Here is a 21,434-nt window from a genome sequence, read left to right on the forward strand (position 1 = left end):
CCCCTACTCGGTGGGAGCGCCGGTAGGACTGCCGGTGCCGTGGACCCCGTATGGGGGTCCGCCGCGTACGCACCGTTATGCGGCTCGGAGCGGGGGTGTCTCGGCGGTTGACCAACGGGGGCCGGTCTCGGGGTCGTGCGCCCAGATGTATTGGCCTTCCCAGGTGCGTGTCATGCCGAAGTCGTACAGAGACGGGGCGCCGGCAGCCACCCATTGCTTCCAGGCTGCATCCAGCTCGGCGGCCAGGCGGCGCGGGCCCCCCTGCCGGGACACACCCGTGCCCTCGCCCATGTCGGATGCGATCGTTGCCCAGGACGTGTGGCCATCGTGCAGCCAGATGGTGACTGCCGAATTGTCGGTGGCTGTGCGGACCCTGATGTCGGGGGCGATGACTCGCAAGGCGAACAGCAGACTCGCGTTCTGGTGCAGCTGTTGAACGTCCCGCGCGAACGGCTCTTCGGCGGCCGGGGGACGACTGCCGCGGATCTGGTCCCATTCCAGCCCCTGGTTGGTGCCGCGGGCCGGCATGAAGGTCGCGAGACCCTGGACCCAACCGGTTGCCGATTGCCCGTCCGGCGCCACCGTCAGGGCCACATGCCCCAGCCGGCCCCAAGGGGTGACGATGCGACCGCCCGGGGCTGTCTGCGCCACCCAGGCCCAGGGCACCTCCTCGACGGCAAACGTGGAGATGACCCGCAGAAACTTCCGGCCGGGTGCGCCCGCGACGCCGTCGCCGGTGATGACCTCGACGCCGCCTCCGGTCGCAGCAAGGTTGGCGGCCGCGGTGGCCGCCAGCCGTGGGTCGTACTCCACGGTGGTGACCATGCCCGGCCCGGCCCGCTCGGCCAGGAGCCGGGCGTTGCGGCCGGTCGCGGCGCCTAGCTCCAGCGTGGGCTGACCCGCCTCCAGCATCAGCGAGTCCAGCATGTCGGCTACGACCTCCTCGCAGCTCAAGCTGGAGGTAGGGAGGCCGTCGGACACCTGCGTGATCGTGGAGTCAGCCGGGTCCGCGTAGACGAGATCCGCCCACGCCTTGGCGTCGGAAGCCCGGTCGACGTTGACGTACGCCTCACCGTCCCAGGTCCACAGCCGGTCGGGAGCGAACAAGTGCCGCGCGTACGTCTCCATGGTGGGCCGGACCCACGGCGAGTCCGCCGGCCACAGGCCACGCTCATCCATGACGCGTGCCAAGCGCGCCTGGAGTTCGGGCAGTTCCATGTCGGTCGATACCTACTTCCGGCGTGTGCCCGACGGAGGCGGCGGCTTCTCCACCCGGCCGTCACTGTTCCCGGGAGGCGGTTTACCCTCGCTCAACGGCTTATCCGGCTTGCTGTGAGAGCCCACGGGCAGTCCTCTCGTCGCGGTGAACGCGTCAGGGCCATCGTGGTGTACGTCCCGGCCGATGTGACACGGCTCCGCGCGCTGTGGCCGAATCCTGTCGTGTCGTGACCTGCAATGATCCGCGTTCACATGTTCGCCACCGTCAACGGGCGCGACCCTCCCACCCGCTCGGTGACGACGTGGCCCGCAGGTGCATCACCCACCTCAGCTCGTCGGGGTGAGTCCATTCGCGCCCGCCCCCGGTGTGCCCAGGGCGGGCTCATTCACACCCTTGCGTACGTCCGTTCGAGAGAGCGGGGCGCCACAGCACTTACATCAGCCCCCTTCACTGGCCGCCGCGGCCTGTCGCATCCCCAGTGCCGGGCGTTCCAGGACGGGCGTGAGCTTCACCCCGGTGCGTACTTCACCGACACAGTGACCCGCCGCGGCCAGGGCATCCGGTTCGCGAACATGACGCGTCTTGGGGCGCTGATGCGCGAGGGCTGCGCTCTGGTCCTCGACGAACTCGACTTCTTTGACCCCGCCCGGGGCGTCGCGTCAACCCTGCCTGATGGTTGTTGACTCACAACGCCAACACAATGGCCCCCGCCGAGGCGGGGGCCGTTCGGGCCTCTTGGAGAAGACCGCCGCCGGCCGCGCGGCCCGGTCCGGCAGGCTCGTCTGGCAGGGGCCCGATGATCGCCGCCGTGGCGATGGCGGCGAGCTCCCTGTCGGTCGTTACCCACGCATCGCGCCTGCGCCGTTGGCGCATCACGTGTTCCACGGGACGGTCTGGGTGACGCACCAGAGGCGGCGTGGGAGGTCGCCCTCGTCGAAGGGGTGGATCTCGCGCAGATCCCAGCCGGTGGCGAGGTCTTCCACCAACGCCCGGCCGAAGAAGTGGACGGCGAAGCCGCCGTGTTCGTAGATGTCGTCGCCGCGGGGGATGCCGGTGCTGTAGTGGGCGTCGCCGGTGTGGCGGACGGTGTAGACGAAGGTGCCGCCGGGACGCAGTACCCGGCGGACCTCCGCGACCGCGGAGTGGATCTCCTCGGTGGACAGCGCCATGCACAGCAGCATGTGGGCGAAGGCCGCGTCGATGCTGTCGTCGGGGAGGGGGAGCGGGTTCCGTACGTCGTGCAGCAGTGTGGTGACCCGGCCGGTGAGGCCGGATTCGGCTGCGTGCGCAGTCAGTTGTTCCAGGCCGGCGGGGCTGAAGTCGGTGGCTGCGACGTCGAATCCGGAACGGGCGAAGAACAGGCTGTCGCGGCCCTGCCCGGCCCCCAGTTCCAGTACCGTACGGGCGCCGGCGGATCGGAAGAGCTCCGCGGCGTGGGTCGCGGGCGCGGAAGGGGCCGTCCCGTACATGTCCGGGTGCGCTGTGTAGGTCTGCTGCCAGTGACGTCGCTGTGTCTCGCCGAGCCTGTCGTTGCCCGGTTTTCGCATCGGTGCCTCCGTGTCGCCGGTCAGGGAGCCGGGCGTTCTTCGGGCCGTGAGCCCATCAGGACGGTCACCAGGCGTGTGATCTGGGCCCGTGGCTCGGGTGTGCCCGGCCAACTGGTCATCAGGAGGTGGTGAGCGGTGCCGACGATGGCGAGGGCCGCGGTGGGCGGGTCGACGGTATCCGCTACTCGGCCAAGCCGGCGCTCGGCCTCCAGATAGCTGGTGATGGCCTCCTGGATCGCGGTGAAGCCGGGCGCCCCGCCCTCCAGAGCCTCGCTGATGCGCAGGGCGGCAGCGGGGCGGGTCATGGCGAGGCTCGCGATGACCGGGCCGCCGGAGTCGAGCAGCGCGAGGGCGACGGCGTCGAGGTTCGCTGTCACTGAGCCCTGCCCTGTGAGCTCGACCAGGGCCTGTGCTTTCGTGGCCGTACGCGCGAACCTGTCGAGGCAGAGCTCGGCCACGAATTCGTCGAGCCCCGCGAAGTGCGCGTGCAGCAGTCCTTTGGCGCAGCCCGCCTCGGTGGTGATCGCCCGGCTGGTCAGCGCGCCGGGCCCGTCCTTCTCAAGGACCCGCTCGGCGGCGGCGAACAGCCGCTCACGTACGTCAGGCGTCGTCACTCCGCGCGGTGACATGGGCCTCTCCCGTGCTGCTGGTGTCGTCGTCGGTGGCTGGATCCTCCGTGAATCTTAGCGGTGATTGCCAGTATGGGCGTGCGCCCATACTATTTGGGCGCACGCCCATTCTTCGTTGTCATCCCAGGAGGCACCCGTGTTGGACCTCGTCAACACCGAGCAGGCGCAGGCATGGAACGGGCCCGAAGGCACCCACTGGGCCCGCAACCAGGACCGCTGGAACGCCGTGAACGATGGCTTCAACGAGCCGCTGCTCGACGCCGCCGGGATCACCGAAGACCATCGGGTCCTCGACATCGGCTGCGGTTCCGGGCAGACCACGAGGCTCGCCGCACTCAGGGCGTCCCGAGGGTGTGCGCTGGGCCTCGACCTGTCCGGCCCGATGCTGGCCGAGGCGCGTACCCGCGCGGAGCGGGAGGGGATCGCCAACGTCGCCTTCGAGCAGGGGGACGCCCAGGTGCACCCCTTCGAGGCGGGCGCGTCCGACTCGGCGGTCAGTCGCTACGGGGTGATGTTCTTCGCCGACCCCGTCGCGGCGTTCGCCAACATCGGCCGGGCGCTGCGGCCCGGCGGGCGCCTGGCGTTCGTCTGTCCGGCCGATGCCGCGCTCAATGGGTGGGTGGAGGTGATGGTGGCCCTACGAGATCTCTTGCCGGTCGGTGACTTCGGGCGACCGGGGCTGCCCGGCATGTTTTCACTGGCCGCCCCGGGCCGTATCCGCGAAGTCCTCGCCGCAGCCGGATTCACCGGCGTAACCCTCAACCGGGCCGAAATGTATGGGACTTGGGGACGCGGAGCCCGGGAAGCAGCGGAGTTCCTGCTGGACACGGGCCCAGGCCGCCACCTGATGGAGCAGGTCGACGCGACGACCCGGACCCGCGCCCACCGGACGCTGGAGGACCATCTGCGCACCCACGAGGCAGCGGATGGCACGGTCCGGCTGCGCAGCACATCGTGGCTGGTCACGGCGGACCGCCCGGCCTGAGGGGTCCTGCACGCACGGGCCGTCGCCAGTAGGCCCTCGGAGTCACGCCGTGTGCACGGGGATGTGCCGTGGTACGTGCACGCCGATCGTGTCCGCAGTCATTTGGCGAAAGTGCGGGCACGTAGTGAAGTCGTCGTGATCGCAGTCCAGCGCGCACTGGACCAGCTCCAGTTGCGCCTGGGCCGCGGCCATTACCTGCTCGAGTGCCGTGCGCTGTTCCTTGAGGACCTTCCGGCGCTTGAGGGGTCCGTCGGCGGTGATCATTGCGTGGATGTCCTCCAGGCCGAGTCCGGCCTCCTTGGCCCGCAGGATGGCGGCCACTCGGAACAGGTCGTCCTGTCCGTACCGGCGATGACCGTTCCCGTCGCGGTCGGGTACGAGCAGCCCCATCGCCTCCCAGTGCCGCAGCACGTGCGTGGCCAGGCCGAAGCGTTCCGCCACCGTGCCGATGGTCATGGTCGAGGATGGGTGCGTTTCGTCGCTTGACTTCATGTCGGCATTAAGTCGCAGCCTGATGCGCATGTTCAAGGAACAAGCGAAAGCAGTCAGCGCGTCCAGTCCGGCCGAGGAGCTCATCGCCGTTCTCGATGTCGTCGATCGCCTGCCGGGAGCGGAGGAACTCCGGCTCGACTCCTACACCTTGCTGGGGGTAGGGCCTGGCGCACGGATCGTGGACGTCGGGTGCGGCGCCGGGCGGGCCGTCGCGGAGATGGCCGATCGTGGCGCCCGTGCCACTGGGGTGGACGTCGACCCACAGATGGTCGAGATAGCGGGGAAGCGCTGGCCCGAGGCCGGGTTCCGGGTTGCGGGCGCGTATGAACTGCCCTTCGATGACGGAGCGTTGGACGGCTACCGCGCGGAGAAGATGTACCACGAGCTGGAGGACCCCACCCGAGCCTTGGAAGAGGCGCGGCGCATCCTCCGTCCTGGCGGACGCGCCGTGCTCATCGGCCAGGACTGGGACACCTTCGTCATCGACTCCGACGACGCGGAGCTCACCCGCACCATCGTCCACGCTCGCGCCGACCGGACGAAGGGGCCTCGCACTGCCCGTCGCTATCGGAATCTGCTGCTTGATGGGGGGTTCCAGGATGTGGCCGTTGAGGTACGCACCGCGGTGTTCACGGGCGAGGTGATGCTGCCAATGCTGGCCGGATTCGCTGAAGCGGCGTGTGCGGCGGGTGCGATCAGCCGTGAGGCAGCAGGCTCCTGGGCTGCCGAACAGCAGGTCCGGGCCGGTGCGGACAGGCTGTTCATCGCCCTTCCCCTCTTCGTTGCCTCGGCGACCAGGGCCTGATCGCCGGCCGTTGGACGAGCAGGGACCCCAGGTGCCGGGCCTCGCGGGAGAGGCCCGCACCCGGCGAACGGGATGGGTAGGGAGCGGAGCCCGTTCGCGCTCAGAGCGTCAGAGCCGGTCGAGGATCTTCTTGAACTTCTCGACCTCGGCGGTCTGCCCCTTGATGATGGCGCCGGCGAGCTTCTTGGCGGCTGCGTTGCGGCCGTTCTTCCGCTCGTCCCTGGCCATGCTGATGGCGCCGTTGTGGTGCGCGGTCATCATCGTCGCGAACTTCTTGTCGCAGTCCGTGCCCTTGGACGCCTTGAGACCGGCCATGTCCTTGTCGGACATGATCCCCAGCCATGCCCGAGCCGCCGGAGCCGTGATGCATGCCGGGCATGCAGTGATCCATCGACGCCGACTCCGGCTTGCCCCAGGTTGGTCACGGTGATCTCGCAGCCGCACTTGAGGTCCAGGCAGCGGTACCCCTCGCCTTCGACGAATGCCATGAGGGGACCTCCGTCTGGCTCTGTGCCTATGCCGGCGACACTGAAACCTTCCCTCAGGGACAAGGCCAAGGGGTTCGGTGATGCGGTCGTCGCTGGCCGGTGCCTAGCCTTGACGAGGGTGGTTTCTTTTGGGATGTCCGCCTGCGTGGTGGCGTGGTTGATCCGGCAGTGGAGAGCGGCCCCGGGGAACAACGGAACAGCGGTTGGCGCTAAGGGCTGATCTTGCCGTCCAAGGGCTTTCCCGCAACTGCTGGGCGAGACCCCGCGGTGTCGTTCGCTGACACGCAGTCCGGCGGGTGAGTCTCTTCGGTCAGCTCTGGTGAGGGTCCTCAGAAAGGGAGATGTGGCCGTAGTGCTGGCTGTGCCAGGCTGGCGGATCGTCCCTGGACCAGTTCGACACAGGAGTATCTGATGACGACACCATCCCGCCTGTCTCCACTGCTGGAGCAGTTCGACTTCACACGCGAACGTCTCGCCGACCGCATGACAGGACCGGTCATGGACAGCGGCGATGGGGCGGACACCGAGGTTGGCCCCATGACCGACGAGGAATACCTCTGGGAACCGGTGCCTGACTGCTGGTCGGTACGGCAACGCGTGGACGGGCCAGGACCGCGCGCGACTTTCCTGGCCGGCACCGGCGACTGGGGACGCGACGCCGCCTCCGACCCGCATCCCTGGCCGCCGCCCTTCACACCACCATCGCGTGGCGCCTGAGCCACCTCAGCGAAATGCTGGCACTGCGCGCCGACCACACCGTCGGCGGACACGCGCTGACCCGGGACGACTACCCCGTCAGTAGGGACTCCGCAGGGGCGGTCGCGGCCTTCGACGCCGGTGCCGCGGCCTGGCGGAAGGCGCTGCTGAGCGTCGACGACGCCGCGCTCGACACCGTGGGGTACTGCACCTCCCCGCACGGCAGCGACTCGGAGGAGCCGTTCATCGACATCGTGTGGTGGGTCAACCAGGAATTGCTGCACCACGGGGCCGAGATCGCCCTGTTGCGTGACCTCTACCGCGCCCGACCGCGCTGACCCTCGTCACCCAGCGGCTTACACGGCGCGGCAGCCAGGTCTCGTTTCACGGAAAGAACCGTGCGAAGCCGAAGTGTTCTGCCTCCCGTGCCCCAGGAAGCGACCTCGCGTCCGGAGCGGGCAGTGGAGCCGCTCATGCACATGCGACGATCTTGGCCGTGGCTGGTGTGATCACGGCGTCGGACTGGCCGAGCAGACCGCAGCCGGCTGAACGGCGGCGCACGGCCGACCCCGGAGCCAGCGGGGTCGGCAGCGGGGCGAGGCGAGATCAGCTGTTGACTTCCCGAGCCACACGCTCCAGTCGGTTCCGGTGGTTCTCCCACCACGCCTGATCCTCTGGTGGCATGTTGTCCTTGCCCTGCAAGGATCCGACGGATCCGTCGATGAGCTCTCGCACGATGTCGGCGTGGCCGGCATGCCGCTGCGTATCGGAGATCACGCGCACCAGGATGTGGTGCAGCGTCACCTCTCGGCGTTCCTCAGGCCACCACGGGACGTGACCGATCGCGTCAAGGGTCAGCGTCGCGATCGTGTTGTTGGAGTGTTCCCACGCCTGGCGGTACAGCCCAACGATCTGGTCCCGTGATTCGTCTGCAGTGGCCCACATGTCCGAGTTGGGTTCTGACTCCTCGGTATACCACCAGGGTGGCGGCTCCTCGTCGAAGAACGGCCGTCCGAACGTGTCGCCGAAGTACCCCAGTTCCACGCCGGCGACATGCTTGACCAGACCCAATAGGTTGGTGCCCGTGGAGGTCAGCGGGCGTCGGATGTCGTACTCCGAGAGCCCATCGAGCTTCCACACCAGGGCGTCACGCGCCTCTTGCAAGTACCGGAGAAGGTCCGCTTTCGGATTCGGTTCGATCATGCTGCGCAGTCTTCCACCCGGCACTGACAGTCGGCAGTGACATCAAAAGCCACTGACATTGATCTTGCCTGTCGCCGTCAAACGACTCCCGAAGTCACCTCGAAACGACCCTCCAAGTCACCTCGAAACGACTCCCCGCGCAAGTGACACAGCCAGTCCTCAATGCCGCCGTGTTCTGGACGACCCGCTACCTCGACGCCGCCATCGAACACCTGCGGGCCCTGCCGCCCGAGGAGCGGGAGCATGACGTCCTGGACGAGGACGTGGCCAGGGTCTCCCCGCTGAAGCACGCCAACCTCAACTGCCTGGGCCGCTACAGCTTCGCCGCCCGGCCGCCCGCCCGCCACGCGAGGGTCTGCGCCCACTGCGTGACCCGGCGACCGTCCACCTCGACGAGGACGTCGAGGGCACCGGCGCATGACGCCGCGTCAGGGCGCCTATCGGGTCGTGATGAAGGAGTATCGCAGCTTCCGGGGCGGGTGCACGTCTGGGGTACGGGGCCCGGCGATCTGCAGCTGCGCTGTGTGGGCGCGACGCCGGCCGCGACCATCCTGACCGCTCAAAGCAAGGAGACCTTATGCGAACTCGGACAGCCTGTCTTCCGGTTCCTGCCCGGATCAGCCGAACCAGACCACCAGGCGGACGTTCTCGCCCCCGTACACGACCGCCAGTTCGCGCATTGCCGTCCATACCGGTCCCCAACTTCCGTCCGGCGGGGCGAACATACGGGGCGTGAGAATCACCGGGCGGTACACGGCGCCGTTCAGACGGACCTCGCCACCCGGTGGCCATTCCGACGGCATCAGGTCCTCGTCGAAGAGCTCCTCCGCCGCGTCGAGGACCTCGATGGGCACCGGGACCACGTCGTCCAGGGCGAGCTCACCGCCGGGGCCCGGTCGCCACACCCCGACGCGGGTGTAGTCGGGGCAGTTGCCTACAGGTACGTCCCAGTCGACCGCCGCGACCTCGGCCCACAGGGCGTACGAGTGGCTGTGCTGCCACTCTTCCCTGCCCGTTTCGACAACAGGCTTCGAGACGTCGTCCGGAAGCCCCCGCCGGTCGAACAGCGGCCGTTCCACACCAACACCCCCGCCGAAGCCGAAGAGGAACTCCCAGGCATCACGCTCCCGTCCGAGCTCGAAGTCCAGGAGATCGGCCTCGGTCTCCCAGCCACCGCCGGACTCACGCGTCTCGATCACGCCGTCGATGTCTGCCCCCATGACAACGATCCTACTGAGGCTTTCGTCAGTTCAGTGGGTGTGGTGGGCTCGTCGGTGGGAGTATCTTGCCGTGTCTTTCAAGTCTGGGTCTGTGGCTTCAGAAGCCCCCGTTCCTCCTTTGACGCGACCGCAGTTGGCCGAGGCCCGGCGTATGCGGGCGGTCGAGCTGTTCAAGCTGGGACACCCTCATGCCGAGATCGCACGGAAGCTGGGGATCCATCCCGAGAGCATGCGGCGGTGGAAGCGGGACCGGGCGGTCGGGCTGACGTTAGCCCAGGTCAGCGGGGAGGCCAATAGCGTGGCGAGTGAACGCGGGGTCCGTGCTGTACCCGCCGTCCGTACCACGCCGGATGAAGACCTCTTGAGGCGTGGGGTGGTGAAGAGGGTAGGTTTGTGGCTCAGTGCCTGTCTGGCCTGCGGATATCCGCCTTTCACGGTCTTTCAGATTCATGCCGCCTTACGCAGCCGATTCTCCCCACGCGCTCCCCAAGGCGGCTTCGTTCTCCCCAGATTCTCCCCAGCTGCAGCGCTCGCTGGGGAGCGCGGTGACGGCTTCAGTGGGCGGCTCCGCGTACTCCACGTCCACAGCCGCCCCACGCCCGAGGGCATCGCCGACCACGAAGGCCGCCTCGACGCCGCAGGCTTCCGCGCCCTCGCGACCGACCCGGGCACGGGGCTCGCCGATGTGGACGACGCGTACTTTTGCGGCCCGGAAGGCATGACATCCGACGTGCGCTCGGTCCTCACCGAACAGGGCCTGGACTCCTCCCGCATCCACTCCGAACGCTTCACCTCAACCACACACCCCACCATTCCTGCCAGGAAGGCATCTGCGGCCCCATCCACCGCGACCCCAGCGACCTCGAACCAGCCGAAGCGGAAGTCGGCTTCGCCCTGGCCTGCCGCACCCGAGCCGCCGGTCCCGGCGTCACCCTGGACTTCGACCAGGGCTGAGGCATGTTGGAGAAGTTGGTGGTCTGATGGGTTGGCCGTCCTTGAAAATTGCGGCCAACCACAGCCAGGCCACGGCGCGTGTCGGCAAGTCGCCATCGCGTCCTGACGTTCCGTCGTGGGTAGTTGGGGTGCCCAGTCCCCGGGGCCCAGCTCGTCCGGGCGGGACGCCGTTCGCGTCGGTTCCGGGGCGCACGCTGCCCCCGTGTGTTGCAGGGCCCGCCGACGTCCAGGCCGCCCCGACGCCGGGCGAAACCTTTCTTCTGCAAGTGGTGCAGAAGTGGCCGAAATGCGCCTGGACGCCCTCTCGCCTCGACGACACGATGCGTGATGCCTCCCACACGTGCCGTGCTAAAAGCGGAAGGAACCACATGCGGGTTATGCGCGCCGCGTTCGGGGTGACGACCCTGCTTCTTGCCGGGCTCGCCGGACCGGCCACCGCGACAGCGGAGGACACTCCCCTTGCCGACCCAGGCACCTTGACGTGCCTGACAGGCAACATCGACTACACCTACTCCCCGCCGATCACCCGAGACCCGCACGCAGTGACCGTCCATTGGTCGGGCGGCTACCAGAACTGCACGTCACCCGACGCCAACCACAAGGACATCGAGACGGGATCGTTCCAGGGCTCCACAGTGGTGCCGAACGCCAGCTGCATCGGCAGCAACGTGGTCGCCCAAGGTCTCGAGGAGGACGACACCTGGAACTACGTCAATCCCCCCAGGACCTCGACGAGCAAGCTCGTAGGCAAGATCAGCGCTCTGCCACGCGCTGATGGCAACCGTGTGTTCACGTGGGCTGGGGACGTCACGCAGGGAACCTTCCAGTCGAGCACGTTCAGCGGCACGGGCGAGTACAACATCGAAGCCACCAACCCGAACACCTGCCTGACGGGTATCTCCGAAGCACACGGGAAGATGGCGAACTTCTCCATCCTTCCGGCCTCGTAGCTGCCTGCTGAACAGAGATAGCTGCGGCCTGGTGAAGACGAACCACATGAGACGATGCCCGCTCGCCCAGCACCTCACGTCGCCCCGTGCGCCTTCACCAGGCCCGTCCGCGCCTTCGCCGCGAGCATCGGCTGTCCCTCGCTCGTCGACGTCGGATTGCTGGGCTTCTGGCACTGCGGCACGCCCCTGAGCGAGCTCAGGTGACCTGGAAGTTGGCCATCATGGCCATGTCCTCGTGTTCGAGGTTGTGGCAGTGCAGCATGTAGCGCCCCTTGTACCCGGCGAACCGCGCGAGGACTTCCACCACCTCGTAGGGGCGGACATCCACGGTGTCCTTCCAGCCGGCGTCCCAGGCAGCCGGGGGCCTGCCGCCCCGGGCGACGACCTGGAACTGGGCCAGGTGCACATGAACGGGGTGGTGGAAGTCGCTGCTGAACCGCCACCGCTCCATACTCCCCAGCCGCGGGGACGCCAAGACCGTATCGGTGCTGAACGGTTGGCCGTTGATGGTCCACATCTGCTGTTCGTCGTGACCGGCGTTCGTCCGGCGGAAGTCGAAGACCCGCACGGGCATCGCCGAGCTCGGCGTGAGCTGCTCGAAGGAGGGGGAGAGGCGGGCCGGTATGCGGCTGTCGTCCCTGCCCCTGCGCACCACGTGGAAACGCATGACGTTACGCATGTCTCCTTCGCCTGCCGTGTTGCGCAGCGTGATCCGGCTGCCGACGGGGTGGTCGGCGAAGTCGAGGACCACGTCGAACCGTTCGCCGGGCGCCATGTCGAACGTGGCGAGCGGCCTGGGAGCGGCCAGCAGTCCGCCGTCGCTGCCGATCTGGACGAACCGCCCGGGCCTGCCCCCTTCAGTGTCCAGGCGGAGTCGGTAGCGGCGGGCGTTGGAGGCGTTGAGGAGGCGGAAGCGGTAGCGGGTGGCGGACACCTCCAGGACGGGCCAGGGCGCGCCGTTGACGAGTTGGACGTCGCCGAGTACTCCGTCGGGGAAGGCGTGGTGGCTGTGGGCGGGGTAGCGGAAGGAGCCGTCTTCCTCGAAGGACCGGTCGCACAGCATCAGCGGGATGTCGCGGTTGCCGCCGGGCAGCGGGAGCCGGTCCTCTTCCTCGTCGGCGATGAGGAAGAAGCCGGCCAGGCCGCGCCAGACCTGTGGGGCGCTGAAGTCCATGCGGTGGTCGTGGTACCAGAGGGTCGCGGCGCGTTGCGGCAGCGGGTACTCGTATCGGCGGTAACCGACGGCCAGCCGACCGCCGTGGCGGGCCGTCATGTCGTTGTGTGCCTTGTGTGCCTGGCCGGGTGAGCAGCGGTCTGCGGGCAACAGAAGGTCAGTGGGGTACCCGTCGGATTCCGGCGGGGTGACGCCACCGTGCAGATGCGTGACGGTGGGGACGGTGAGGTTGTTGCGCACCTGAAGCACGGTCGTTCGCCCCGAGCGAGCGGCAAAGGTCGGCCCGGGGAAGATCCCCTCGTACCCCCACACCGTGGTCTTCCGGCCGGGCAGGATCTCGACGCGGCCCTCGCGCTGCTCGACGTCGTAGATGTCCGCGCCCCGCTCGCTGCGCACCGGTCGGGCGACGGGCGGTACCGGCAGCGTAACGCCGAACGGCTTGGGCAACGGCCCTCTGCCGGCCAGCACCCGCCCGGTCGACGCCCCGGCGAGACAGGACCAGCCGGCTGCGCCCACCGTCACCGCCGCACCGGCACCGGCGGCCAGTCCCAGGAATCCGCGCCGACTCACGCCGGGGGCTCTCACTCGGCCACCCCCACGGACCGGCCCACCTGTACCGCTGGCTGGATGCGCGCGGTGAACGCCCAGTACGTCAGGGCCGTCGCGCAGCCGAAGATCGCCATGCCCACAGGCATGTGCCCGGCCAGCACCCGCGCCTCACCCAAGCCTTGCTGCACACTCACCAGCCCGACAAGCGCCGCGCTGGCGGCCGCGGGCCAGCCGGGTCCGCGCAGCCGACGCCACACCACCACCGCGAGCACGGTCTGGATGACCGTGAGCGCGCTCAGCACGCCGGCGTTGGCCGCGTGCCAGGCCAGCAGGTCGAGGTCCCCGGTGACGAACAGGCCGGCCAGGACCGCCTGTACGAGCGTGTCCAGGAGCAGCAGCGCGGCCGTGCCCCGCATCAGCCTCATCGGCCACGGCCGCTGGTATCGATCGAGCCGCTCGTCATCGTCGCGTGCGGTCACCGGGATCCGGCCCCGTGCGACAGGGCGGCCTGCTCGTACGCCTGGAAGCCGTCTTCGACGCCCAGGAAGATGTCGGCGAAGGTGAGGTAGCCCTTGCTGATGACGGGGGTGTCGCGCAGGGCCTCGACGAGGAAGTAGTACGCGCCCAGGTCGTCGGTCTCCAGTACGGCGAAGTCCGAGATCCGTCCGGTGAATGCCTCGGCGTCGAAGAACCGGGCCGTCACCCGGTCCGCGTAGGCGGTGAAGACCGGCTCCAGATGCGCCGTGCGCATCGCGTTGCGCTCCTCGCGCGAGAGCGCCAGCCACCGCGGGGTGACTGTGTAGGTGAGGACGATGCCGTACTTCATGAGGCTCCCCGAAGAGATTGCTAACGCCGTTAACTTTTGGGAGAAGGTAAAGTTATAGGCGTTAACTTTGTCAAGCAGAAGGCAGGCGGGCCACTGTGCCGAGCACTCCGGGAACCTCCACGGGCAGGCGTCGTCACCGCGTCCGCGAAGAGGCGCTGGCCGAGATCCTGCGCACCGGCCGGCGACTGCTGGTCGAGGAAGGACCGGCCGCCGTCACGCTGCGGGCCATCGCCCGCGAGATGAACATGACGGCGCCTGGCCTCTACCGCTACTACGCCGCCCACCGGGACCTGATCCAGGCACTGACCTCGTCCCTCTACGACGAGCTGGCCGCAACCCTGGCGGCGGCACGCGACCGCCACCCGGCCTCCGAACCGGGGCGACAACTGGGCGCAGCGTGCCGCGAACTGCGCCGCTGGGCACTCGAGCATCCCCAGGAGTTCGGGCTGCTGTTCGCCAAACCGCTCACGGACGCCGACACCGCACCCGGAGCCGCCGCCCACGACCCCAGCTGGCGCTTCGGCGGCATCCTCCTGGAGCTGATGGTCCAGCTGTGGCGCCGTGGAAGCATCCAGCCGCCGACTGGCCTGGACCCGGCCTGGACCGTCCAGTTGGAGGAGGTGCGCGAGCACCTCGACGGCGAACCCGTGCCCCTGGAGGTCATCTACGTCTTCGTCTCCTGCTGGGCCCGCCTGTACGGTGCCGTGGCCGTGGAGGTCTTCGGCCACCTCGACTTCGCCCTGACCGACCCCGGGCCGCTCTTCGACCACACCGTCCGCGACATCCTCACGACACTGGGAGAGCCAAGCCCCGGTTCATGAGGCCAGTCCGTCCCGGTCCCGGCCGCGGGCCCGGATGCCGTACCCGAGGTCGGCGGTGGCCAGAGTGATGGTGGCCGCGACGCCGAGGGCGAACCCGGCGGTGACGTCGGTGGCTCAGTGGACGCGTAGGCAGACGCGACTGGCAGCGGCTGGACCGCAGGTCCTTCGTGGCGGTGCGGGTGGGCGGCCACACCATGACGGCTGCCCGTAGTCTGCGTTTCACTTCAGACGTTACGGTCGTTACATGACTGCCGAGACGGTGGTGGGCGGGGCGCGGTTGCTGCTGGTATCCGTGAGCACGACCGACGCCTCGACGGCGACCCGGGTACGGGTGTGGCGCAAGCTGCGCTCGCTGGGCGCGCTGTACTTGCAGCAGCCGGTGTTGCCTGCTGCCGGATCGCGAACCGGTACGGCGCCAGGTGGCACGGCCGCTCGCCTCGGTACGGGCGCCGCACAGGCCGGCGACCGGCCCACAGGCCGTCCGCGAACGCGCCACCGGCATCGTCGCGGCTGCGCACCGTCGAGTGAATCGGAGCACCCCATGCGGTGGGACGTACTGATCGCGATCGGCGCGGGCCTGCTCGCCGCATGGCTGGCCTGCTGATCGCGCTGCTGCTGATCCGCCCCAAGGGCGCCCTGCTCTCCGAAGCCGTACGCCTGCTGCCGGATCTGGTGCGGCTGCTGCGCCGCCTCGCCGCCGACAAGACGCTCCCACGGGGCGTACGTGTTCGGCTCGGCCTGCTGACGGTCGATCTGGCCCTGCCGATCGACCTGGTCCCTGACTTCCTGCCCGTGATCGGCTACGCAGACGACGCCATCATCGTTGCGTTCGTCCTACGCTCCGTCGTGCGCCTGGCCGGTATCGAGGCGGTCCAGGCTCACTGGACCGGCACCGACGACGGCTTCGCCGCCCTGGCCTGCCTGACCGGACTTCACCGGGCCGCCCCCCGGCCCCGGTTGGTCCGCCGCACCGTGCGCGGGGCTCACCCCGAGACGCACCCGAAAGGTCGCTCCCCTTTGAGCTACATGCGTGAACGCACGCCGAACGGACCTACGACACCTGCGTTCTCTATGTTGCGCCACTCGACCGATTGATGAGCAAGATCGTTAAGTGGTGACCTTCAGAGCTTCACAGCGCCGAATCTTCACCGCTATGTGGTGTGACCGTAGACCTCGTGAACCTGTCCGTCCGAGGTGTACGCCTGCTGACAGGGCGAGGGGCTTCTTGTCGTTGTCGGCGGAGCTGCCGCTGCCCTGGGGGTTGATGGCGTCGCAGACCTGGCTGAAGTCCACGACGGCGATGCGGTTGAAGTGGAACTGTCCGGCGCGCAGTTGGAGGAACGTTGACTCCACCCACTTGCTCGCCACGGGCGGCAGATCGCCTGGGACGGGGGTTGCGTGGTGGCCCGATCCGATGAGCTTGGCCAAGGGTTCCTTGCCGGGGTGGGAGTTGGCGCTCGGGTCGCGCAGGGCGATACGTGAGGTGAGTCCGTCGATGGTCTGGCTGAGCAGGTCCCAGCCTGCGACCTGGTCGGCGAGCTTAGGGACGATCACGCGGGCCGTCTGCGCTAGCCTCTATCGTTCATGGGGCGACGTCAGTTCGCTGACGGAGACTGCGTGTTTGTGTGGTGCGGGTTGTCGCGGGACGGTCGAAGTGGCTGGTCAGTCGGGGTTCGGCGGAGCTTGGCCCGGCAACGAACGGAGCGCGAAGTCGACGCCGTTTTTTCTGGATCGCCGGCAGCGCCCATCTCTCCAATTCCTGGGGCAAGAACTCCTTGCGCAATACGGGAGGTTGGCGCGGACACGGCAATCTGTGTTTACGATGATCGCCAGCCGATCGCCGGTCATGTGGCGATTGCCACCACGGAGGGGGCTGCCCATGAAACACGCACGAAGGCGCCACAACCGGTTGCGCGCCCGGGTCGCCAGCACCACTGGAGCGCTGGCCGTCATCCTGGGTGCCGGAGTCGGGTCGGCTGCCGCCGCCGGGAAGGGCACCGGTACGCCCGTCACCGCGGCGGCGGCTCTGGACGACGCGGCGCAAGCCCCGCACCAGGCAGCCTTGGACGCGGCGCAAGCCGCGGCCTTGGACGACGAGGCGCACGTCCCGCCGGGTCAGGCGGCCCCAGCCCCGGGTCAGGCGGCGCCCCCGGAGGCGACCCCAGCGCCCCCGGACGCGACCCCAGCCCCAGCCCCGGGCCAGCTGACGCTGCCCGCCCCGACCGGGCGCTATGGCGTCGGGACGGTCGACCTTCATCTGCGCGACGCGAAACGCATGGATCCATGGGTGCCCGGACAGCAGCGCGAGCTGATGGTCTCGCTGTGGTACCCGGCTACGCACACCTCCCGCTACCCCGCCGCGCTCCTCCCCAACAGTCAGCAGGTGCTGCCGGGCGGGGTGACCCTGCCCACCACCGCCGGGCACACCGGCGCCCCGGTTGCCCGCAAGGCCGGCAAGCTGCCGGTGCTGCTGTACTCGCCCGGTGGGCGCGGGAACCGGGCGACGGGTACCGCACTGGTTCAGGACCTGGCCAGCCGCGGCTACCTGGTCGTCACCATCGACCACACCCACGACACCGGCGACGTGGCGTTCCCCGACGGGCGACATGAGGTGAGCATGCTGCCGCCAGGCACCAAGTCGCGCGACTTGATCGATGTCCGGGCGGCGGACACCCACTTCGTCATCGACCAGCTGGCCGAGATCGCCCGCGGCCACAACCCGGATGTGGAACACAAGCCGCTACCCCACGGGCTGACCCAGGCCGCGAGCACAAAACACGTAGGGATGTTCGGCGCTTCCCTCGGTGGAGGATCGGTGGCCGCTGCCATGCACGCGGACTCCAGGATCGACGCCGGCGTGAACCTGGACGGCCAGCTCTTCGGCTCGTCGGCCGACAAGCCGCTCGACCGCCCGTACATGCTGTTCAGTTCCGAGCACCACAACCGCAACAGCGACCAGAGCTGGAGGCGGCTGTGGAAGAACCTGCACGGAGAGCGGCTCGACCTGAAGCTGCGCGGCTCCGGGCACAACTCCTTCGTCGACAACCAGGTCCTGTTCCCCCAGGCGCCGGGCGCATTCGGGATAACCCCGGAAGTGATGCAGCAGGCACTCGGCACGATCGACCCCAATCGCTCCATCGAGGTCCAGCGCACCTACGTCGCCGCCTTCTTCGACAAGCACCTGCGCCATCGGCACAGCCACCTGCTCGACGGCCCCTCACACCATTACCCAGAGGTCGACTTCATACGCTGAACTGGCTGGAGGTCACCGTCGTGCCCGAGCTATTTTCTGCCTGGTTCACCTGGGAAGTGCTTCTTCCCGTGCAGACAACAGGGCCCTCAGCAATTCCTATCGTTGCAGTTCAAGAGCACTTTCCACGTTTTTGATCAGCCTTCGGACAGGTCACCTTGCGAAAGCGCGAGGCTACTGAGGCTTGATTTTGGGTTGACGCGGTGTCTGGTTGCGCTATCCCGTGGATATGGAGGAGCCGGGGCTGACACGGGAGGGGCGTCTGTATCGGGAGACGTTCTTGGTTGCAGGCAGCCGAGTGGTTCGAAGAGGGAGCACATCAGGCGGAGGTTGCCCGGCGGTTGGGTGCTTCCCGGCAGGCGGTGCATGTCTGGCACGAGAAGTGGAAGAGCGGCGGGGAGCAGGCCCTGCGGTCGTCGGGGCCGTCCGGACGTCGTTCGTCGCGCTGTGCGGGGTCAGCCCTGTCGAGTACTCCTCGGGCGGCCGCAGTTGCCGTCGACTCAACCGTGGTGGTGATCGGCAGGCCAACGCCGCCGTCTACCGCATCGTGCAGACCCGGCTGCGCTTCGACCCGCGCACCCAGGACTACCCCGCGCGCCGCATCAAGGAGGGCAAGGCCCGACGCGAGATCATCCGTTGCCTCAAGCGCTATGCCACCCGAGAGGTCTTCAACCTGATCCGGCCTGCAGCCGCAGAACCTCCGGCATAGGGGCGGCGAAGCCCTGCCGGTGCTCCGCTTCCGGCGGGGACGCGCCAGTCCGCTGCGGATGCTCCTCAGGCACCGCCTGACAGCGTGGAGGCCCTGTTCGTGGGTGTGCCGGAAGCGCCGGCGATGGGCGAGACCCGCGCACTGCGCACGCGCGCCCGACGACACGGTTCGCCGGAGCCGACCCGCATCCGCATGGACGACGACTTCTTCCCGCCGGCGCCCGCCTTGGACTCCTATGACGCGGTGGTGAGCGTCCCGCGCACCACGCTCAGCGCGGACTTGGCCGAGTAGGTCCCTTACCGACAGGTGCCTGTTGCCGCACCGGCCCGTACGGGATGGCCGTATGGGCCCACCGGTCGTGCGGACATTGCCGAACGCCGCACCTGCAAGGTAGGCCAACCAGACACGGCCCCGGTAACGTTGTTACCGATGCGCTACAGTGTTACTCATGAGCACGCTCTATCAAGACGCGCTACGGGCCGGCCAGGACGCCGTGCGCACCACGATCCTCGATTGCGCCATCAACCTGCTGGTCACGGACGGGCCCGCCGCGTTGACCATGCGGCGGATCGCCGCCGACATCGGTTCCTCGACCAAGGTCCTCTACACCATGTTCGGTGGCAAGGAAGGACTGATCGATGCGCTGTACCGGGAGGGCTTCGCGCGGCTGCGCCGGGTTCAGGAACAAGTACCGCGTACGGAAGACCCGTTGACGCATCTCACCCATCTCGGGGCGGCCTATCGGGAGCATGCGCTCGCCGAACCGGCCTACTACCGGGTCATGTTCGAGCAGACCGTACCGGGCTTCCGGCCGAGCGCGGAGGCACTCGCCATCGCCGAGACCGCCTTCGACACCTCGGCCGCTGCCGTGGCCGCCTGCATGGAGGCCGGGATCTTCCAGCCTGGCGATGCCCGTGAGATGTCAAAGATCTTCTGGGCGGCATCGCACGGCGCGGTGAGTTTGGAGATCGCCGGACATTTCACGCCGGAGGACGGTGGTCGGCGCTATGACGCGCTGATGGCGGCCGTGGCACGGGCGTTCAGCACCCAGCACGAGTCGAAGAACGAAGGGCAAGGAACATGACCACCACACGCAACCGCTACCTGTCGGGGAATTTCGCCCCGGTCACCGAGGAAGTCACCGCCTACGACCTGCCCGTGACCGGGCGGATTCCGACCCATCTCAACGGCCGCTATCTCCGCAACGGCCCCAACCCACTGGGCATCGAGGACGCCGCCGCGCACATCTGGACCCTCGGCGCGGGCATGGTCCACGGGGTGCGCATACGGGACGGGCGCGCCGAGTGGTACCGCAACCGCTGGGTCCGTTCCAGCACGGTCGCCGACCACCTTGGCGAGCCGCGCCGCGGCACCCCGATCGACGAACAGTTGGACATCTCGCCGAACGTGCAGGTCGTGGGCTTTGCGGGCAGTACCTTCGCACTCATCGAGGGCGGCATCCGCCCCTACGAACTCACCTACGAGCTGGAGACGGTGGGGCCCTGCGCCTTAGGGGCGACCCCGGAGGGGTACAGCGCCAACGCCCACTCGCTCTTCGACCCGCGCTCCCGCGAACTGCACTCGCTCGCCTTCCGCTACGGCTCCGACAACGTCCAGCACATCGTGATGAACGACTCCGGCACGGTGCGGCGGACCACCACCATCCCGGTCCCCGGCAACCCGTACATGCACGACTTCGCGCTGACCGACCACTACGTGCTGCTCTTCGACTCACCCGTGGTGTTCAGCCCCGCGCATCTGTCCACCGGGGTGCCGTTCACCTGGGATGACCGCCGTGGGGCGCGCGTGGGGGTACTGCCGCGCGAGGGTGGCGAGGTGCGCTGGTTCGGGCTCACACCGAGCCTGGTGGGGCACACCCTCAACGCGTACGAGAGGCCGCACGAGGACCTGCGCGGGTCGGGCACGGGGGGTTGTGACATCGTCGTCGACGTGATCCGGCATCCCGAAGGGTTCGACATCAGGGACGTCGGGTCCAGCAGGCCCACGCTGGACCGGTGGACGATCGACCTGACGGCGGGGACGGTCCGGGAAGAACGCCTCGATGACCGGGTCCAGGAATTCCCCCGCCTCAACTCCGGCTATACGGGCCGCCCTTACCGGTACGGCTACGCCGCAGCGGTCGAGCTCTACGCCCCACCCGCCGGCCCGGAAGACGACCGGCCGGACGAGGGGTTCAGCAATGCGCTGCTCAAACACGATCTGCGCCGGGGAACGACGGAGGCGCACGAGTTCGGGCGGGACGCGGCCGTGGGGGAGGGGGTGTTCGTCGCGGCGGAGTCGCCGGCGGCGGAGGATGACGGGTACGTCATGGCGTACGTCTTCAACCCGGAGCGGTCCGCAACCGACCTGGTGATCCTCCCTGCACAGGACTTCAGCGGCGCACCGCTCGCCCGGATCCACCTGCCGGTGCGGGTGCCGTTGGGTCTGCACGGGAGCTGGGTTCCGGGGGAAGACCGGTGAATGGGGACCGCCGTCCCGGCTGCCCGGCCTGGCCGTAGCGCTCCGGAATGAGGGGTCGTAGGTCGCCTGGGAGCCGCTTGTAGCTGCCGGATGAGGCTGCGGCGTCGTCTGAGGCGTACCTGCCCGCGTACCCGCCCACGTACGTGACTGCGGCGACAAGGCTTCGCTCTCCGCTGCAACCGTCCAGCCGGCGGCTACCCGCCGCCGTCTGCTCGCCGAAGCGGCCTCCGGTCCCGCGCCGGCCGCATCCAGACCGGCGGCACCTCATCAAGCGACCAACTCCGCCGCGCGAAAGGAGCGAAGTGGGGTGGGAGGGGCTTCGGGTAATGGGTGATAGTTGCTTGCGTGGTCAGGATTGCAGCCCTCTCGATCTACGGCGCTTCGGTGACTTCGTCACGGGCCTGGCGGTTGTGGAGATTGCGCGGGCCGGCTTGGA

22 protein-coding genes and 3 pseudogenes are annotated in these 21,434 nt (G+C 68.5%); 14 read left to right on the plus strand and 11 right to left on the minus strand.

Going from position 1 to position 21,434, the window contains the following annotated elements:
* Positions 1-75: 75 nt before the first annotated feature.
* The 3 genes from ADL29_RS12035 to ADL29_RS12050 all read right to left on the minus strand — a co-directional run bounded on the left by ADL29_RS12035 (position 76) and on the right by ADL29_RS12050 (position 3,395).
* Positions 76-1,218 carry a methyltransferase domain-containing protein gene (locus ADL29_RS12035; RefSeq protein WP_053923660.1) on the minus strand — a complete coding sequence of 381 codons (1,143 nt, stop codon included), beginning with the start codon at positions 1,216-1,218 and terminating at the stop codon, positions 76-78.
* Positions 1,219-2,091: 873 nt separating this feature from the next.
* On the minus strand, positions 2,092-2,766 hold the full coding sequence (locus ADL29_RS12045; protein ID WP_053923662.1) for a class I SAM-dependent methyltransferase: 675 nt from the start codon (positions 2,764-2,766) through the stop codon (positions 2,092-2,094).
* Positions 2,767-2,786: 20 nt separating this feature from the next.
* On the minus strand, positions 2,787-3,395 hold the full coding sequence (locus ADL29_RS12050) for a TetR/AcrR family transcriptional regulator (RefSeq protein ID WP_053923663.1): 609 nt from the start codon (positions 3,393-3,395) through the stop codon (positions 2,787-2,789).
* A 136-nt stretch (positions 3,396-3,531) separates the two neighbouring features.
* Between ADL29_RS12050 and ADL29_RS12055 the strand changes: the two genes are divergently transcribed.
* Entirely contained in the window at positions 3,532-4,380 is an 849-nt protein-coding gene (locus ADL29_RS12055) for a class I SAM-dependent methyltransferase (protein WP_053923664.1), read from the plus strand.
* Between the two features lie 42 nt (positions 4,381-4,422).
* Here ADL29_RS12055 and ADL29_RS12060 read toward each other — a convergent pair whose 3' ends face one another.
* On the minus strand, positions 4,423-4,836 hold the full coding sequence (locus tag ADL29_RS12060; protein WP_245689340.1) for a MerR family transcriptional regulator: 414 nt from the start codon (positions 4,834-4,836) through the stop codon (positions 4,423-4,425).
* On the opposite strand from ADL29_RS12060, the gene ADL29_RS12065 reads away from it, so the two are divergent.
* A complete protein-coding gene (locus ADL29_RS12065) occupies positions 4,835-5,677 on the plus strand; it encodes a methyltransferase domain-containing protein (protein ID WP_342671153.1) in 843 nt (280 codons plus the stop codon). The two genes, ADL29_RS12060 and ADL29_RS12065, sit on opposite strands and share 2 nt — an antisense overlap.
* A gap of 108 nt (positions 5,678-5,785) precedes the next feature.
* Here the strand turns inward: ADL29_RS12065 and ADL29_RS12070 are convergent, their stop codons facing one another.
* Positions 5,786-6,007 carry a DUF305 domain-containing protein gene (locus ADL29_RS12070; protein WP_053923666.1) on the minus strand — a complete coding sequence of 74 codons (222 nt, stop codon included), beginning with the start codon at positions 6,005-6,007 and terminating at the stop codon, positions 5,786-5,788.
* Between the two features lie 569 nt (positions 6,008-6,576).
* On the opposite strand from ADL29_RS12070, the pseudogene ADL29_RS12075 reads away from it, so the two are divergent.
* A pseudogene (locus ADL29_RS12075) lies at positions 6,577-7,199 on the plus strand (DinB family protein).
* Positions 7,200-7,467: 268 nt separating this feature from the next.
* On the opposite strand, the gene ADL29_RS12080 reads toward ADL29_RS12075, so the two are convergent.
* On the minus strand, positions 7,468-8,064 hold the full coding sequence (locus ADL29_RS12080) for a DinB family protein (RefSeq protein WP_053923667.1): 597 nt from the start codon (positions 8,062-8,064) through the stop codon (positions 7,468-7,470).
* Between the two features lie 155 nt (positions 8,065-8,219).
* On the opposite strand from ADL29_RS12080, the pseudogene ADL29_RS46250 reads away from it, so the two are divergent.
* A pseudogene (locus ADL29_RS46250) lies at positions 8,220-8,485 on the plus strand (Tn3 family transposase); the annotation flags it as partial.
* A gap of 196 nt (positions 8,486-8,681) precedes the next feature.
* On the opposite strand, the gene ADL29_RS12090 reads toward ADL29_RS46250, so the two are convergent.
* The gene (locus ADL29_RS12090; RefSeq protein ID WP_053923669.1) at positions 8,682-9,284 is read right to left on the minus strand and encodes a hypothetical protein; all 603 of its coding nucleotides are present in this window, start codon (positions 9,282-9,284) and stop codon (positions 8,682-8,684) included.
* A gap of 151 nt (positions 9,285-9,435) precedes the next feature.
* On the opposite strand from ADL29_RS12090, the gene ADL29_RS46545 reads away from it, so the two are divergent.
* Together ADL29_RS46545 and ADL29_RS12100 are read left to right on the plus strand one after the other, a co-directional pair.
* Positions 9,436-10,344 carry a ferredoxin reductase domain-containing protein gene (locus tag ADL29_RS46545; RefSeq protein WP_425424228.1) on the plus strand — a complete coding sequence of 303 codons (909 nt, stop codon included), beginning with the start codon at positions 9,436-9,438 and terminating at the stop codon, positions 10,342-10,344.
* A gap of 271 nt (positions 10,345-10,615) precedes the next feature.
* Positions 10,616-11,188, plus strand: a complete 573-nt coding sequence (locus ADL29_RS12100; RefSeq protein WP_053923671.1) for a hypothetical protein — start codon at positions 10,616-10,618, stop codon at positions 11,186-11,188.
* Positions 11,189-11,384: 196 nt separating this feature from the next.
* On the opposite strand, the gene ADL29_RS12105 is transcribed toward ADL29_RS12100, so the two are convergent.
* Genes ADL29_RS12105 through ADL29_RS12115 form a run of 3 tightly spaced genes read right to left on the minus strand, consistent with a single transcriptional unit; the run spans position 11,385 to position 13,737 of the window.
* On the minus strand, positions 11,385-12,932 hold the full coding sequence (locus ADL29_RS12105) for a multicopper oxidase family protein (protein WP_053923672.1): 1,548 nt from the start codon (positions 12,930-12,932) through the stop codon (positions 11,385-11,387).
* An 11-nt stretch (positions 12,933-12,943) separates the two neighbouring features.
* On the minus strand, positions 12,944-13,390 hold the full coding sequence (locus ADL29_RS12110) for a COX15/CtaA family protein (RefSeq protein ID WP_053923673.1): 447 nt from the start codon (positions 13,388-13,390) through the stop codon (positions 12,944-12,946).
* Positions 13,387-13,737 (minus strand): darcynin family protein, encoded by a 351-nt coding sequence (locus ADL29_RS12115; protein ID WP_053923674.1) that lies wholly within the window; start codon positions 13,735-13,737, stop codon positions 13,387-13,389. Before ADL29_RS12115 ends, ADL29_RS12110 begins: the two co-directional genes overlap by 4 nt.
* A 95-nt stretch (positions 13,738-13,832) precedes the next feature.
* Between ADL29_RS12115 and ADL29_RS12120 the strand changes: the two genes are divergently transcribed.
* The 3 genes from ADL29_RS12120 (at position 13,833) to ADL29_RS12125 (ending at position 15,653) form a co-directional block, all read left to right on the plus strand.
* Complete coding sequence (locus ADL29_RS12120; protein WP_053923675.1) at positions 13,833-14,558, plus strand: TetR/AcrR family transcriptional regulator; 726 nt, start codon at positions 13,833-13,835, stop codon at positions 14,556-14,558.
* 244 nt (positions 14,559-14,802) lie between these two features.
* Entirely contained in the window at positions 14,803-15,162 is a 360-nt protein-coding gene (locus tag ADL29_RS44510; protein ID WP_211274298.1) for a hypothetical protein, read from the plus strand.
* On the plus strand, positions 15,147-15,653 hold the full coding sequence (locus ADL29_RS12125) for a YkvA family protein (RefSeq protein WP_211274299.1): 507 nt from the start codon (positions 15,147-15,149) through the stop codon (positions 15,651-15,653). Before ADL29_RS44510 ends, ADL29_RS12125 begins: the two co-directional genes overlap by 16 nt.
* Before the next feature lie 12 nt (positions 15,654-15,665).
* Here the strand turns inward: ADL29_RS12125 and ADL29_RS12130 are convergent, their stop codons facing one another.
* Positions 15,666-16,112, minus strand: coding sequence for a hypothetical protein (locus ADL29_RS12130; protein WP_053923676.1), 447 nt, complete (start codon positions 16,110-16,112; stop codon positions 15,666-15,668).
* A gap of 325 nt (positions 16,113-16,437) precedes the next feature.
* Here ADL29_RS12130 and ADL29_RS12135 point away from each other — a divergent pair, with 325 nt between their 5' ends.
* The 5 genes and pseudogenes from ADL29_RS12135 to ADL29_RS12155 all read left to right on the plus strand — a co-directional run bounded on the left by ADL29_RS12135 (position 16,438) and on the right by ADL29_RS12155 (position 20,998).
* Positions 16,438-17,811 carry an alpha/beta hydrolase family protein gene (locus tag ADL29_RS12135; RefSeq protein ID WP_245689342.1) on the plus strand — a complete coding sequence of 458 codons (1,374 nt, stop codon included), beginning with the start codon at positions 16,438-16,440 and terminating at the stop codon, positions 17,809-17,811.
* A gap of 433 nt (positions 17,812-18,244) precedes the next feature.
* A pseudogene (locus tag ADL29_RS12140) lies at positions 18,245-18,517 on the plus strand (transposase); the annotation flags it as partial.
* Between the two features lie 99 nt (positions 18,518-18,616).
* Positions 18,617-18,808 carry a hypothetical protein gene (locus ADL29_RS12145; protein WP_157878471.1) on the plus strand — a complete coding sequence of 64 codons (192 nt, stop codon included), beginning with the start codon at positions 18,617-18,619 and terminating at the stop codon, positions 18,806-18,808.
* A gap of 157 nt (positions 18,809-18,965) precedes the next feature.
* On the plus strand, positions 18,966-19,601 hold the full coding sequence (locus ADL29_RS12150) for a TetR/AcrR family transcriptional regulator (protein ID WP_053923680.1): 636 nt from the start codon (positions 18,966-18,968) through the stop codon (positions 19,599-19,601).
* Complete coding sequence (locus ADL29_RS12155; protein ID WP_053923681.1) at positions 19,598-20,998, plus strand: carotenoid oxygenase family protein; 1,401 nt, start codon at positions 19,598-19,600, stop codon at positions 20,996-20,998. The genes ADL29_RS12150 and ADL29_RS12155 overlap by 4 nt, the downstream gene beginning before the upstream one ends.
* Positions 20,999-21,434: the final 436 nt, after the last annotated feature.

Origin of the sequence: Streptomyces chattanoogensis (assembly GCF_001294335.1) — a bacterium.
In the GTDB taxonomy this organism is placed as follows: domain Bacteria; phylum Actinomycetota; class Actinomycetes; order Streptomycetales; family Streptomycetaceae; genus Streptomyces; species Streptomyces chattanoogensis.